Here is a 13,438-nt window from a genome sequence, read left to right as displayed (position 1 = left end):
GCCCACCAACACAACAAGTCAACGCTCACCGTTATAAAATTATCATATTTTAGATAACTTACCGGTTTTACTCGAGAAAATGACACGGTCTATGAAAAAAGCGAAGGAAATGGTTTGATGGCAGCGAAAAGCGCTTGCTGGTCGACCTCTTCGACGCGAGCAGGCTGCCATGCGGGGTTGCGGTCCTTGTCGATAACCGCGGCTCTCACGCCCTCATAAAAATCATGACCGCGGAGGATCACGGCGTCGGCGGCGTATTCACGATCAAGGCAGGCTTCGAGCGACGCAGAGCCTTTTGCTTCCTGCAAGAGATGGAGCGTCAGAACAAGGCTGGTTGGAGATTTGCCCTCAAGATGGGCCAACGTTGTTATAGCGAATTCAGATCCATCCGCACGCAGAGCAGCCAGAATTGCAGCGATATCCGGCAAGGCGAATACGCTATCGATAAGCGCGGCGTTCTCTTTTAAGTTCGATACGCCGGGTTCGATCTGATGCGTAACAATGGCATTATCCACCGTGCTGCCAGATGCGATATCCGACAGCATTGCCGCAATAGCCTCGGATGGAACCATAGCATCGGCCAGACCAGCCGCAAGTGTGTCTGCAGCACCAATGCTTGCTCCCGTCAGACCAATCCAGAAGCCGAAATGGTTTGGCGCACGGGCGAGCGCCCAGGTTCCTCCGACATCGGGGAAATAGCCGATGCCGGTTTCTGGCATTGCAAATCTTGTTCGCTCGGTCACAACGCGATGGCTGCCATGAACAGACAGGCCGACGCCACCGCCCATGCAAATACCGTCCATCAAAGCGAGCCAAGGTTTTTTCAAATGATTGATCCGGACGTTGAGGCGATATTCCTCGGCCCAGAAAGCAAGCGCCTCGTCTGGGGCTGATCTGCCGGTTTGCCAGATCATTTTGATGTCGCCGCCAGCGCACAGCGCCCGACCTTCACCGCTCAAAGCAATCGCGTGAACGTCGGGGTTGCTTTCCAGCGCGTCAATTCCGCGGGCGATCTCGCGAACCATATCCAGATTGAGGCTGTTCAAAGCCTCCGGGCGGTTGAGATGAATGCGCCCCAATGCACCGTCAACGCCGATCAGAACGGTATCATTGGTGCCGCCGTCTTTTGGCGAACGATCCAACATCTTATTGTTCCCCTTGAAAATCAGGCTGGCGCTTCTCGATGAAGGCCGTCATGCCTTCGCGCTGATCATGGGTGCCAAACAGACGGTAAAACAAGGCACGCTCATACAGAATGCCCTCGTGCAACGATAATTCTTCGGCTTTCATCACGGCCTCGCGTGCCAGGCGAACCGCCGGGCGTGAATAATCCGCAATCTGTTTTGCGGCCTGCATTGCCGTGGCGACCACCTCAGCGTCGGGCACGACGCGTGCCACCAGACCAGCACGCAGGGCTTCTTCGGCTGCCATCATCCTGCCGGTCAAATGCAGGTCCATGGATAAAGCGCGTCCGATCTGCTTTGTCATACGCTGCGTGCCGCCCATGCCCGCGATCACACCGAGCTTGATCTCGGGCTGTCCGAATTTCGCGCTTTCGCCAGCAATCGCAAAATCACACATCATCATCAACTCGCAGCCGCCGCCGAGAGCATAGCCATTCACCGCAGCAATCTTCGGCAAGCGACTGGCCGCGAAGCGGTCCCATATGCCAAAGACATTCGCTTCGATCATCTGGTCGGCACTTTTATCAGCCATCTCGGCAATATCAGCACCGGCCGCAAAAGCGCGGTCCGATCCCGTGATCACCAATGCCCCGACGCTTTTATCGGCTTCAAGCGCCTCCACTGCAGAAACCATTTCTGCCGCCAGATGCGCATTCAACGCGTTGAGCTGGGCCGGACGATTGAGCCTGATCAGGGCTACCCGGCCTTCCCTGCTGATTTCAATGGATGCAGTCATCATCGTTTCCTAAAGTTGACGGGCAATGACAAGGCGCTGGACTTCGCTTGTGCCTTCATAAATCTGGCAGATGCGGACATCACGGTAAATGCGCTCGACAGAATAATCAGAAAGATAGCCGTAGCCACCGTGCACCTGAATGGCGGCCGAGCAGACTTTTTCGGCCATTTCCGAAGCAAACAGCTTGGCCATGGAGGCCTCTGTCAGGCACGGTCGTCCAGCATCCCGCAGGCTTGCCGCATGCAGCACCAGCTGACGCGCGGCCTCGATTTGCGTCGCCATGTCGGCCAGACTGAAGCCCACGGCCTGATGCTCGATAATAGGCTTGCCAAAGCTTTTGCGGTCCTTGGCATAAGCCGTTGCCGCCTCAAACGCCGCCCGCGCCATGCCAACGGCCTGAGATGCGATGCCAATGCGACCGCCTTCCAGATTTGCCAGCGCGATCTTATACCCCTCGCCCTCGGCACCCAGCCGATTTTCAGCCGGAATGCGCATGCCATCAAAGGCAATGGCGCAGGTGTCGGAACTGTGCAGACCGAGTTTGTGCTCAACCGACACGACATTATAGCCCGGCGTATCGGTGGGCACGATAAAGGCTGAAATGCCTTTCTTGCCAGCTTCGGGGTCGGTCACCGCGAAAACAATAATCAACTGGCCGTTTTTGCCAGACGTGATGAATTGTTTTGAGCCGTCGATCACGTAGTGATCACCGTCCCGCTTGGCGCGTGTGCGGAGGGCGGAGGCGTCAGATCCCGCATGCGCCTCTGTCAGCGCAAAGCCGCCGATCCATTCACCAGAGGCCATTTTGGGCAGGAACCGGGCCTTCTGGTCTTCCGTACCAAAACGCAGGATTGGCACGCAGCCAACCGAGGAGTGGACAGAGACGATGGTCGAGCAGGCACCGTCGGCCGCCGCGATTTCTTCCAATGCCAACGCATAGGCCACTGTTCCCGTCTGTGAGCCGCCATAGCCTTCCGAAACCAGCATGCCGAGAAAGCCGAGCGCGCCCAGCTCTGTCAGCTCAGCGCGGGGAAAGGTGCTATCGCGATCCCTTAATGCTGCACCCGGCGCAAGACGATTGGTGGCGAAATCGCGGGCGGCATCACGGATCTGTTCGTGCAGGTCGTCAAGCAACATCAATTGATCCTTTCGATCGCGATCGCCGTGGCTTCACCGCCGCCAATGCAGACCGAAGCCATGCCGCGATCAAGGCCGCGCTCTTCCAGCGCCGCCAACAATGTGACGATAACCCGCGCGCCCGACGCGCCGATGGGATGGCCGAGCGCACAGGCCCCACCATTCGGATTGACCTTGTCGTGCGGCAGGTCGAGATCACGCATGGCGGCCATGACAACAACGGCAAAGGCCTCATTGATTTCAAACAGATGAACATCCTTCAAGGCCCAACCCGTCCGCTGCGACAAGCGGCGCAACGCATTGATGGGGGCCGTGGCAAAAAGCGATGGCTCTCCGGCATAGGTTTCGTGACCCACAATGCGCGCCCGCGGTCTTAGCCCGCGCCGCTCGGCATCAGAGGCGCGCATTACCACCAGCGCCGCCGCCCCGTCCGATATGGAGGAGGCGTTGGCAGCGGTGACGGTTCCGCCCTCTCGAAACGCCGGGCGCAGGTGCGGAATCTTTTCTGGCAGCGCCTTGCCCGGTTGCTCATCGATGGAAACGACGCTCTGAACTTTACCGCTTGTGGTGGAGACCGGCACGATTTCTGCCGCAAATCTGCCTTCGGAAATCGCCCTCCTGGCGCGTTCCAGCGAAGCCAGCGCATAGGTGTCCTGCGCGTGTCGACTGAATTGGTAGGCCTCGGCGCAATCCTCCGCAAAGGTGCCCATCAGGCGGCCCTTGTCATAGGCATCCTCCAGTCCGTCGAGAAACATGTGGTCGATAACTTGCCCGTGCCCCATGCGATAACCGGTTCGCGCTTTTGGCAAAAGATACGGCGCGCTGGACATGCTTTCCATGCCGCCCGCAACCACCACATTGGCGGAGCCTGCAGCAATCAGGTCATGGGCCAGCATTACCGCTTTCATGCCTGATCCGCACATTTTGTTGAGCGTGGTGGCCCCTGCCGCAAGTGGCAAGCCGGCGGCAATTGCGGCCTGACGCGCCGGTGCCTGCCCCTGCCCTGCCGAGAGCACACAGCCCATCAGGATTTCGTCGACAGCCTCCTTTGGCAAGCCAGCGCGCGACACCGCCGCCTCAATTGCCGCTGCCCCAAGCGCGGCAGCTGGCACATTGGAAAAGTCGCCCTGAAAACCGCCAATGGGTGTGCGGGCTTTGCCAACAATGACGATTGGATCTCGCTCATTCATCTTGGTGTTTCCTATCATCTCGGCATCTCTGGCCATCAACGCGGCGACATTCTGAGTGCGCCATCAAGACGGATGACCTCGCCGTTCAGCATCGGGTTTTCGACGATGTGGCGCACAAGCGCTGCAAACTCTTCGGGCTTTCCCAAACGCTGAGGGAATGGAACAGACGCACCCAGCGCATCCTGAACCTCCTGCGGCATGCCGCTCATCATCGGCGTTTCAAAAATTCCGGGCGCAATGGCCATAACCCGAATGGCGTGGCGCGCCAGTTCGCGCGCAGCCGGCAATGTCAGAGATGCGACACCGCCTTTGGAGGCTGCATAGCCTGCTTGCCCGATCTGTCCTTCAAATGCAGCAACAGATGCCGTATTGATGATGACGCCGCGCTCATTGGTGGCCCCCGGCTGCTGTTTTGCCATGGCGTTTGCGGCAAGGCGCAGCATGTTGAAGGTTCCGATAAGGTTGATCGTCACCGTCTTTGCAAAGCTTTCCAAACCATGCGGCCCTTCGCGCCCGACAATCTTTTCGCCCGGTGCAATGCCTGCGCAATTGACCAGCACATCGATGCGGCCGAAGGTTTGGATGGCGCTCTGTACGGCAGCCATAGCATCATCGGTGCTGGTGACATCGGCGAGGACAAAGCGCGATGCCTCGCCCAATTCTTGCGCCAATGCGGTACCACCCTCCCGGTTGAGGTCGAGCAATACGGTATGCGCGCCCGCAGCCACCGCCATTTTTGCCACCGCTGCACCGAGGCCAGAACCAGCCCCGGTGATGAGGAAAACACTGTTTTCAAGCTTCATGCGCTGTCATCCCGCTTTAGCAAAGCATTGATCTTTTCGATCTCTGCCTTGCGCAGCAAAAACCGCTGTATCTTGCCGCTCGGTGTCTTGGGCAATTCCTCGACGAAATCCACAAGACGCGGGTAGGCATGGGCCGACAGACGCGTCTTGACGTAGTGCGCCAGCTCCTCCGCCAGATCGGGCGTGCCACGGATGTCCTTTGCCAGCACAATGAAGGCCTTGACGATCTCCGTGCGCTCCGGATCCGGCACGCCGATCACCGCAGCCTCGATCACAGCGGCGTGCTCTATAAGAGCACTTTCAACGTCAAAAGGACCAATGCGATAACCGGCGGAGGTGATCAGATCATCCTCCCGACCGATAAAGCTGATAGAGCCGTCCGGCTCGGCTTCCACCGTATCACCGGTTCGATAAAAGCCATCAGTGATGGCCGGGGTCTCCTGATTGAAATAGCCTTTGAACCACATCAGCGGCGACTTGGCGATGTCCACGGCCAGCACACCGGGCTGATGGGGACCGAGGGTCCGGCCTGCATCGTCCAGCACCACCACACGATAGCCCGGCATGGCAAAGCCTGCTGATCCGGCCCGCACCGGATGGGTTAACCCATGATGGTTGTTCACCACCATCCCGGTTTCCGTCTGGCCATAGTGATCATGGATCGGCACCGCGAGATGGGTGTCAAACCAGCGCATGATTTCCGGGTTGAGCGGCTCGCCCGCGCTGCTCACCACCCGCAGACGTCCCTTGATGGCAACGGCGGCCTCATTGCCTGCGGCAATCAGAAGGCGAAAGGCCGTCGGTGATCCCGCAAGGCTGGTCACGCCCAGCTGATCGATAATGCGATAGGTGCTTTGCGCGGTGAAGCCGCCTTCGTAAAACACTGTTGAGCACCCCAGCATCAACGGACCCGCCACCGCATAATATAATCCGTAGGCCCAGCCGGGATCGGCGATATTCCAGAAAACATCCTCTTCGCGCAGATCAATCGCATAGCGCATATAGGCGGAAAACGAGATGAGGGCGCGCAGCGGAACAGGAACGCCCTTGGGAAGCCCGGTGGTGCCGGACGTTGACATCATCATGAACAGATCATCGCCCGTGCGAAAGCAGGGATCAAAAATCGGGCTGCAAGCAGCAACAGAAGCGCGAAAATCAAGAGCACCATGTGGGAGTGTTTCATCGTCATTGCGCACGATGGCCACATGGGAGCGGTCCACAATACCATCGAGCTTTTCGCAATTGGCAATGTTGGTAACCACCAGAGCGGCCTTGCTCATCGCCAAGCGATGCTCGATTGCCTTTGGCCCAAAGGCCGTAAAAAGCGGCTGATAAACCGCCCCGATGCGCCAGACACCGAGAATTGTCGCCACAAGGTCGACGTTGCGCGATAGCATGCCAGCGACGACATCGCCTGGACCGATGCCTTGTGATGCAAAAAAATTGGCAGCGCGCGCGGACATGTCCTGCAAATATTCAAAGGTATAGTCGCGCACCTGGCCATCCAGGGACACGCAGCGTAAAGCAATCCGGTTCTCGCCTACGTGTCTGTCGCAACATTCAACGCAGGCGTTGATGGCCCGTTCCAGATCGCCATCGAGAAGCCCGATGGCGTCACTCAATCGAAATGCCGATGTTTCGGCGTCATAGCTTGGTATCGTCCTGCGATCATAAAGCTGCAGCATGATTTCCTCCTCATGAACCCACGCTGAAAGCGCCTCCTCCGGGTTCGCAAGAACTCTAGCAAATTGCTGCTTGCAAACAATGACAACCATGAGCATCATAATTGATCGAAAATGCAAGATGGGAAGGCCCATGATTGAACGCCGCATGATCTCGCCGGGCTTTGTCGAAGACGCCCTCTCATGCTTGCGTCGCCGCAATATCGATCCCTCCCAAGCCTTGGCGCGGGCGAATATTCCGCTTGATAACGTGGACTATGTTTCAAACCTGCAATACGGCGCTCTCTGGCTGGAGATTGCCGCCCTCGCAGACGATGAATTTTTTGGCCTCGGAGGATCTCCCATGCGCCAGGGCAGCTTCAAACTTCTGTGTCATGCCGTTCTGCATGCCAGAACATTGGACCATGCGTTGCGCCGGGCGCTGACGTTTTTGAATGTTGTGCTGGGCAGCCCAACCGGCGAGCTTCGCCAGCAGGATGCTCAGGCAGAAATTATTCTAACCGATACCGAAGCGCGCCCGGCCTTTGCCTATCGAACCTACTGGCTCATTCTGCTCGGGGTTCTCTGCTGGCTGATCGGGCGGCGCATTCCGTTGCGGCGGGTGGATTTCGCCTGCCCGGCACCGGCGAACCGGCGCGATTATCTGCAGTTTTTCGGCGCACCCGTGCATTTCGAGCAGGCGCAGAGCCGGTTGATTGTCAATGCAAGCTATCTGACATTGCCGGTGATCCGCGATGAAAAATCATTGCAGACTTTTCTGCGGGGTGCGCCTGCCAATATCCTGCTGCGCTACCGGCATGATCAGGGCGTCTCCGTGCGCTTGCGGCAGCGGTTTAAAGCCACACAGCCGGTGGACTGGCCAGATTTCGATGCCTTTGCCCGAGAATTGAGGTTATCGCCCGCAACGCTGCGCCGACGGTTGAAGAGTGAGGGACAGAGCTTTCTGACCATTCGTGACGAAATCCGCCACGCTTTGGCCCGTGACCTGCTGGGCGCGCAGAACATGAGCGTGGCCAAAACCGCAGCACATCTCGGTTATGCCGAACCGAGCGCTTTTTACCGTGCCTTTGTGAAATGGTCCGGCATGACACCGGCCGCCTTTCGTCAAGCCACCAAAGACCAATCCACTGTCGAACATCACGTTTGACAGCATACGCCCGCACAGATCTCTTTGGTCTATGACCCTGTTGGAATGGAGGCTATTAAATTCCTCATAAAAAAACAGATATTTTTTACGCTGACGTATGATCCATATGCTGTAGCGTTGCGTAAAAAGTTCCCAGTTCGTGTATAAAACGAGTGAAAGAAAAGAGCATCTATTCCCATGTCGCAACGCTTGACCATTTTTAGAGATATGGCAGCGGCGCAATGAGCCGTTATCGCCTTCTTGTCATTGGACGAAAAAATCTTTTCACCTCTTTCATCAAGGATGCCTGGGAGAAGGAAGGTTTGGATCTCCTTGGCCCATCCGATTTCACACAGGCTATGGAGGCGTTGAAAGTGCTTGGCACCATTGACAGCGTACTGATCGACGTCACCGAAAGCGCCGAACATATGGTGGAACTGGTGGAATATCTCGAACCTCTGTGTATCCCCTTTTTGTTTGTTGCCCGAGAGGCAGAGCACGTCAGCGATTATTCACCCTATGAGATGAGCGCTAAGAAAGACGATATTGATACGATCTTTCTCGCACTCATGCGCCAGTGTGACACCGCGACACGGCATTAATACAAGGCCAGTGCCCGGTTTCGAGCCCCGGCAATGTCCAGGTTAAACTGGCTCTTCGTCGTTTCGACCGAATGACATCCTCGTGCCGATTCCGATTTCAGCAATTATGCAGAAGGCTATTTTTTAGCTCTCGCAAACATTGCCTTTATGGGATAGATTGACATAAATGCGGAGAGTTGACAGTTCTCGGGCAATAAACGAGGGAGAATTGATTTGGAGATCACCCCCCGGCCATGTCATTTGGGCATGTTTGACGTCCAGGACGTTCGCCGGATGCGCATAGCCGTCTCACTGGCCCGCTCACAAGCGGCCAATGTGGGCGAGGAAGACATCGCTCGCCATATCGTCCGACTGTACAATCTCGGCCTGCGCGACGAGAACAAGCTTGCCCGCGTCGCTAATCTGTTGGTTCGGCACAGGTAATCATTGCGGTGGTTCCGACAGAATTCCCCATTTTAAACGGCCATCATGACATTTGAGACGGCGTCATTGCGCCTCACGTTGTTCGTGCGTTTGGATAAAACGCACCAACAACGCCCAATAACTTTACGCAGGACTTACGCCCGTGTTACGGGGCGTTGAAATCATATGATGAGGCCCTGCCATGCTTCCCTGGATCCAGCTCGACAGTGCCGCCATTCCCGGCGATGGCGGTGATTTGCGCCTGAAACAGCGCGGAGCGGAATTCTCGATCATGCTCGGTGCCACCGAGTTGATGAACAGCCGTCTGAAAGGCTCTGAAGAAGCCCTCGCCACCCTCTCGTGGGAGCGGATTAAAGGGCGAAGCAATCCCACCATGCTCATTGGCGGGCTTGGCATGGGCTTTACCTTGCGCGCAGCGCTTGGCTCTCTTCCTCAAGATGCCCGTATCACAGTTGCGGAACTGGTGCCTGCGGTGGTTGAGTGGGCGCGCGGCCCTATGGCCGATATTCATCAAGGCAGTCTGGACGATCCTCGTGTCGATATCCACATTGGTGACGTCGGCGCATTGATCCGCTCACACACCCGCCATTACGACGCCATCCTGCTGGATGTTGATAATGGCCCGGATGGCTTGACCCGCGCCTCCAACGACAGCCTCTATGATATGGCGGGCCTGAATGCGGCAAAGGCAGCACTTCGCCCCAAAGGTGTGCTGGCTGTGTGGTCCTCGGCACCGGATGCCGCCTTTACCCGCCGCTTGCGCCAGATTGGCTTTTCAGCGGAAGATGTCAGCGTGCGGGCCAATGGCAAGCGCGGCGGCGCGCGTCATACGCTTTGGTTTGCGACCAACACATAAAGCAGCAGGACTGCAACCTCTGATGCAACACCCGCATATGGCTCAACTGCTGCGGCGATGCAAAACGGTGAAACGTGTGTCAATCGTCAGCTTGTCCGGTGATCGGTTTCCCGCCAGATTTTCGACGATCAAACGCGCGGCTTCGCAACCAATCAAATCGCCGGAGGGGCGAATGGTGGTCAATGGCGGATTACAGGCACCGCTAAAACTCAGATCACCAAATCCAATCACTGCCAATTGCTGCGGCACAGCAATCTTCAACCGCTCGCACGCAAACAGAGCGCCCAGCGCGATATGATCGTTGGAGCAGGAAATGCCGTCTGTGTTCGGGTGTAGGCGCAAGGTCTCCTGCAGAAGTGTTGAGCCCACTTCGGCCGAGGCGGGCGCTGCGTGCTCAACAATCTCCACGTTGGCACCTGCGGCACGGGCGCATGCCACAAAGCCATCGCAGCGCATCTTGGCGCGCCGGTCCTCATGCATGCGCGCACCCAGAAAAACCAGATTGCGACGACCTTGCATCAAGAGGTGCTCGGCCGCCGCAATGCCCACCTGATCATGGTGAAAGCCAACCGCTGCGTCAATTTGCGGGCCGCCAAGCTCCCATATTTCAATGACCGGCACCGAGGTTTTGGCCAGCAGGCGGCGCGTCACAGCGCTGTGAGACAGACCCGTCAACACAATGGCCGCCGGTGCCCATGACAGCGCCATGCGCACCAGATCCTCTTCTTCGCGCTCATCATATTCGGTATGGCCGAGAATGACCTGCAAGCGCTCTTTGCGCAAAGCGGCCTGCATTGCCGACACGGTTTCCGCAAAAAAGGCGTTGCGCACCGAAGGCACAAGAATGCTTACCGCCCGTGATGAGGCAGCCGCCAATCCACCCGCCATAAAATTGGGAACATAGTTCAGCTTCTCAATGGCATAAGCGATCGATTGGCTGGCGGCAGGCGAGACGGCCTCAGGCTTGCGCAGATATAAGGAAACGGTCGAAGGAGACACGTCTGCCAGCTGCGCAACATCTGTCATCGTCACGTTTTGCATTTTGCGACGCCGACGTGGGGCCTTTTCCTGCATCATTGCATCTCGCTCCATAGCGCTCCGATTTCATATCTCTCAATCATGCGCGGTGAACGCCTATTTGGCGGGTCTGCGCGGGATTGCCCAGCACTGTAGCAATTAAATCCGCCTGATAGCAAAGGATAATCGCCTCTGCGATTTTTGCGGAATTCGTCTTTTTTGGCCTTGCGTTCAAAAATCGTAGCGCTATGATTTATGCGAAGACGCCAGCATTCACGCGTCGGCTATGGAGGATACGGGAATGGCATCGATCAGCCTTCGAGGCCTTGAAAAAAGCTATGGTGCTTTGCGCATCGTAAAAGGCATTGATCTTGACATTGCCGACGGTGAATTTGTTGTTTTTGTCGGCCCATCGGGCTGCGGTAAGTCCACGACCTTGCGCATGATGGCAGGACTCGAGAGCATCAGTGGTGGCGAGTTGCGGATCGGCGAGAGGGTGGTCAACACACTTGCGCCGCGCGAGCGCGACATTGCCATGGTGTTTCAGGACTATGCGCTTTATCCGCACAAGACCGTGCGCGAGAACATGGGCTTCAGCCTGAAAGTGCGCGGCATTGCAGCCAATGAGTCACAGACGCGCATTGCGGACGCCGCCGACATGCTTGGCATTTCCCACCTTCTGGATCGCAAGCCGGGCCAGCTTTCTGGCGGGCAGCGCCAGCGTGTTGCCATGGGGCGCGCTATTGTGCGCCGCCCTCAGGTGTTTTTGTTTGATGAACCGCTATCCAATCTGGATGCCAAGCTGCGCGGGCAGGTGCGCACCGAAATCAAACGGCTGCACCAGAAAATCGGCACCACCATTGTTTATGTGACCCACGATCAGGTGGAAGCCATGACACTTGCGGATCGCATCGTCATTTTGCGTGGTGGCGAGATCGAGCAGGTCGGCACACCCGATGAGGTCTACAACTCGCCGGCCAGCGTGTTTGTTGGTGGCTTTGTTGGTTCGCCTGCAATGAATTTTGTCAAGGCGCAGGTGAAAAACGGTGGGCTTGCCTTTGCCAATGGCGACACCCTTCCCCTCTCGACCCTTCAATCCGCCCATACAACTGTTCAGGAAGGTGCCCAGCTGATCGTCGGCATTCGCCCCGAGCATTTCACCACCATTGCTGATCACACGATGGCGCTGAGCGCCGTTGTGCAGGTGGTCGAGCCGCTGGGGTCTGACACGCTGGTGCATTTTGCCATCGATGGCGAAACACTCACAGCCCGCATGCCGCCCAACATGCGCCCGCAGCCGGGCGAAACCCTGAAAATCGGCATTGATCCCACAAAGCTGCACCTGTTCGACGCAAAGACCGAGCGCGCTATTCACTGATCCGTTTCGCGCCCTTTGCACTTCATTTAATCTGGGAGGACGATATGAAATACACAGCTATCATGGTGGCTATGGCCGCCTCGACCATGCTTGGCGGCACCCTGCCTGCCTTTGCCGACACCAATCTCAAGGTCTATGTTTCCAGCCAGCATCAGCCACAATTGTGGCGCAAGGCGCTGGATCAATATGAGGCCAAGCATCCGGGCGTGAAAGTCACGATTGAAACCGGGGGCAATACATCGGAGGCACAGGCGCAATATCTGAACACGGTGATGTCAGCCAAAGACCCGTCACTTGACGTGTTGATTTTGGACGTGATCCGCCCGGCACAGTTCGCCGCCGCGGGCTGGACCTCATCCTTTGGGGCCAAAGACATGTCGGCCTATCTGCCCGCCTATGCCGAGGCCAATACGGTTGGCGGCAAGGTTGTGGCGCTGCCCGCCTTTGCCGACTCGATGTTTCTTTATTATCGCAAGGACTTGCTCGATAAATACGGCATCCAGCCACCCAAAACCTGGGATGAGTTGAAGGCCGCCGCCAAGAAAATCACCGAAGGCGAGCATAACCCTGATCTGCAAGGCCTGTCCTTTCAGGGCAAGGCTATTGAAGGCGCAGTTTGCACCTTCCTGCTGCCCTATTGGAGCCAAGGCAAAAATCTGGTCGAAAACGGCAAGCTGACCTATGACATGACTGCGGCCACCAAATCGCTGGAGCTTTGGAAAAGCTTTGTCGATGATGGCACCGCCAAGAAAAACATTGCCGAAGTGGCCACCGACGATACCCGCAAGGAGTTTCAGGCTGGCAACGTGGTGTTTGCTGTCAACTGGTCCTATGCATGGGCGCAGTCGCAGGGCAAAGACTCCGCTGTTGCGGGCAAGGTTGGCGTTGCCCGCCTGCCTGCCATGACCGGCGGCACACAGGCAACTTGTCTTGGCGGTTGGGAGTGGGGTGTTTCGGCTTATTCCACCCATCAGGATGAGGCCAAGGCGCTGGTGGAATATCTCTCCAGCAAGGATGTTTCCAAGTTCATGGCCGCCAATGGCTCACTGCTGCCGACCTATCCGGATCTCTATAAGGATGCCGATGTGCTGAAAAGCGCACCTTGGTTTGCCAATGCATTGGATGTTGTGCAAACGGCAAAGCCGCGCCCGGTGACGCCGCGCTATAACGAGGTCAGCGAAGTCATCCGCACCACGGTCAATGGAGTGTTGGCAGGCGTGATGACGCCGAAGGATGGTGCCGCCCAGATCGAGGCCCGGCTGAAGCGCATTTTGCGCTGACACCAATCACATCGAGCTCTTTGA

13 protein-coding genes are annotated in these 13,438 nt (G+C 57.1%); 6 read left to right on the top strand and 7 right to left on the bottom strand.

Annotated features, from left to right (window positions below; genetic code table 11):
• Positions 1 to 89 precede the first annotated feature (89 nt).
• From BJF95_RS00815 to BJF95_RS00790, 6 genes are read right to left on the bottom strand one after another with little or no spacing between them, the layout of a single operon-like run.
• On the bottom strand, positions 90 to 1,145 hold the full coding sequence (locus BJF95_RS00815) for an enoyl-CoA hydratase/isomerase family protein (protein ID WP_075637543.1): 1,056 nt from the start codon (positions 1,143 to 1,145) through the stop codon (positions 90 to 92).
• Between the two features lies 1 nt (position 1,146).
• On the bottom strand, positions 1,147 to 1,920 hold the full coding sequence (locus BJF95_RS00810) for an enoyl-CoA hydratase-related protein (protein WP_075637542.1): 774 nt from the start codon (positions 1,918 to 1,920) through the stop codon (positions 1,147 to 1,149).
• A gap of 9 nt (positions 1,921 to 1,929) precedes the next feature.
• Positions 1,930 to 3,057 carry an acyl-CoA dehydrogenase family protein gene (locus BJF95_RS00805; protein ID WP_075637541.1) on the bottom strand — a complete coding sequence of 376 codons (1,128 nt, stop codon included), beginning with the start codon at positions 3,055 to 3,057 and terminating at the stop codon, positions 1,930 to 1,932.
• The gene (locus BJF95_RS00800; RefSeq protein WP_075637550.1) at positions 3,057 to 4,247 is read right to left on the bottom strand and encodes an acetyl-CoA C-acyltransferase; all 1,191 of its coding nucleotides are present in this window, start codon (positions 4,245 to 4,247) and stop codon (positions 3,057 to 3,059) included. Before BJF95_RS00800 ends, BJF95_RS00805 begins: the two co-directional genes overlap by 1 nt.
• A 35-nt stretch (positions 4,248 to 4,282) precedes the next feature.
• Entirely contained in the window at positions 4,283 to 5,050 is a 768-nt protein-coding gene (locus BJF95_RS00795) for an SDR family NAD(P)-dependent oxidoreductase (RefSeq protein WP_075637540.1), read from the bottom strand.
• Positions 5,047 to 6,735 (bottom strand): acyl-CoA synthetase, encoded by a 1,689-nt coding sequence (locus tag BJF95_RS00790; protein WP_075637549.1) that lies wholly within the window; start codon positions 6,733 to 6,735, stop codon positions 5,047 to 5,049. The genes BJF95_RS00795 and BJF95_RS00790 overlap by 4 nt, the downstream gene beginning before the upstream one ends.
• 133 nt (positions 6,736 to 6,868) lie before the next feature.
• On the opposite strand from BJF95_RS00790, the gene BJF95_RS00785 reads away from it, so the two are divergent.
• From BJF95_RS00785 to BJF95_RS00775, 4 genes are all read left to right on the top strand, one after another.
• Entirely contained in the window at positions 6,869 to 7,879 is a 1,011-nt protein-coding gene (locus tag BJF95_RS00785; RefSeq protein ID WP_139317349.1) for an AraC family transcriptional regulator, read from the top strand.
• A 221-nt stretch (positions 7,880 to 8,100) separates the two neighbouring features.
• Entirely contained in the window at positions 8,101 to 8,460 is a 360-nt protein-coding gene (locus BJF95_RS00780) for a hypothetical protein (RefSeq protein ID WP_075637538.1), read from the top strand.
• A 213-nt stretch (positions 8,461 to 8,673) separates the two neighbouring features.
• Positions 8,674 to 8,883 (top strand): hypothetical protein, encoded by a 210-nt coding sequence (locus BJF95_RS23730; protein WP_139317346.1) that lies wholly within the window; start codon positions 8,674 to 8,676, stop codon positions 8,881 to 8,883.
• A 181-nt stretch (positions 8,884 to 9,064) separates the two neighbouring features.
• Positions 9,065 to 9,739: a spermidine synthase gene (locus BJF95_RS00775; protein ID WP_075637537.1), complete on the top strand. Its 675-nt coding sequence runs from the start codon at positions 9,065 to 9,067 to the stop codon at positions 9,737 to 9,739.
• 42 nt (positions 9,740 to 9,781) lie between these two features.
• Here the strand turns inward: BJF95_RS00775 and BJF95_RS00770 are convergent, their stop codons facing one another.
• Positions 9,782 to 10,816 carry a LacI family DNA-binding transcriptional regulator gene (locus BJF95_RS00770; RefSeq protein ID WP_245297201.1) on the bottom strand — a complete coding sequence of 345 codons (1,035 nt, stop codon included), beginning with the start codon at positions 10,814 to 10,816 and terminating at the stop codon, positions 9,782 to 9,784.
• A 241-nt stretch (positions 10,817 to 11,057) separates the two neighbouring features.
• Here BJF95_RS00770 and BJF95_RS00765 point away from each other — a divergent pair, with 241 nt between their 5' ends.
• Positions 11,058 to 12,134: an ABC transporter ATP-binding protein gene (locus BJF95_RS00765; RefSeq protein ID WP_075637536.1), complete on the top strand. Its 1,077-nt coding sequence runs from the start codon at positions 11,058 to 11,060 to the stop codon at positions 12,132 to 12,134.
• 44 nt (positions 12,135 to 12,178) lie between these two features.
• Positions 12,179 to 13,414: an ABC transporter substrate-binding protein gene (locus BJF95_RS00760; RefSeq protein WP_075637535.1), complete on the top strand. Its 1,236-nt coding sequence runs from the start codon at positions 12,179 to 12,181 to the stop codon at positions 13,412 to 13,414.
• Positions 13,415 to 13,438 lie beyond the last annotated feature (24 nt).

Origin of the sequence: Rhizobium oryziradicis, assembly GCF_001939045.1 — a bacterium.
Classification (GTDB): Bacteria; Pseudomonadota; Alphaproteobacteria; order Rhizobiales; family Rhizobiaceae; genus Allorhizobium; species Allorhizobium oryziradicis.
The sequence above is the reverse complement of the archived record's forward strand: the minus strand, read 5'-3'. Positions and strand labels throughout refer to the sequence as shown.

Bases quoted from the DNA above. Each gene is read 5' to 3' on its own strand.
- BJF95_RS00810 (WP_075637542.1), bottom strand. From the start codon at position 1,920: ATGACTGCATCCATTGAAATCAGCAGGGAAGGCCGGGTAGCCCTGATC.
- BJF95_RS00800 (WP_075637550.1), bottom strand. From the start codon at position 4,247: ATGAATGAGCGAGATCCAATCGTCATTGTTGGCAAAGCCCGCACACCC.
- BJF95_RS00805 (WP_075637541.1), bottom strand. From the start codon at position 3,057: ATGTTGCTTGACGACCTGCACGAACAGATCCGTGATGCCGCCCGCGAT.
- BJF95_RS00770 (WP_245297201.1), bottom strand. From the start codon at position 10,816: ATGATGCAGGAAAAGGCCCCACGTCGGCGTCGCAAAATGCAAAACGTG.
- BJF95_RS00790 (WP_075637549.1), bottom strand. From the start codon at position 6,735: ATGCTGCAGCTTTATGATCGCAGGACGATACCAAGCTATGACGCCGAA.
- BJF95_RS00775 (WP_075637537.1), top strand. From the start codon at position 9,065: ATGCTTCCCTGGATCCAGCTCGACAGTGCCGCCATTCCCGGCGATGGC.
- BJF95_RS00780 (WP_075637538.1), top strand. From the start codon at position 8,101: ATGAGCCGTTATCGCCTTCTTGTCATTGGACGAAAAAATCTTTTCACC.
- BJF95_RS00795 (WP_075637540.1), bottom strand. From the start codon at position 5,050: ATGAAGCTTGAAAACAGTGTTTTCCTCATCACCGGGGCTGGTTCTGGC.
- BJF95_RS00815 (WP_075637543.1), bottom strand. From the start codon at position 1,145: ATGTTGGATCGTTCGCCAAAAGACGGCGGCACCAATGATACCGTTCTG.
- BJF95_RS00760 (WP_075637535.1), top strand. From the start codon at position 12,179: ATGAAATACACAGCTATCATGGTGGCTATGGCCGCCTCGACCATGCTT.
- BJF95_RS00765 (WP_075637536.1), top strand. From the start codon at position 11,058: ATGGCATCGATCAGCCTTCGAGGCCTTGAAAAAAGCTATGGTGCTTTG.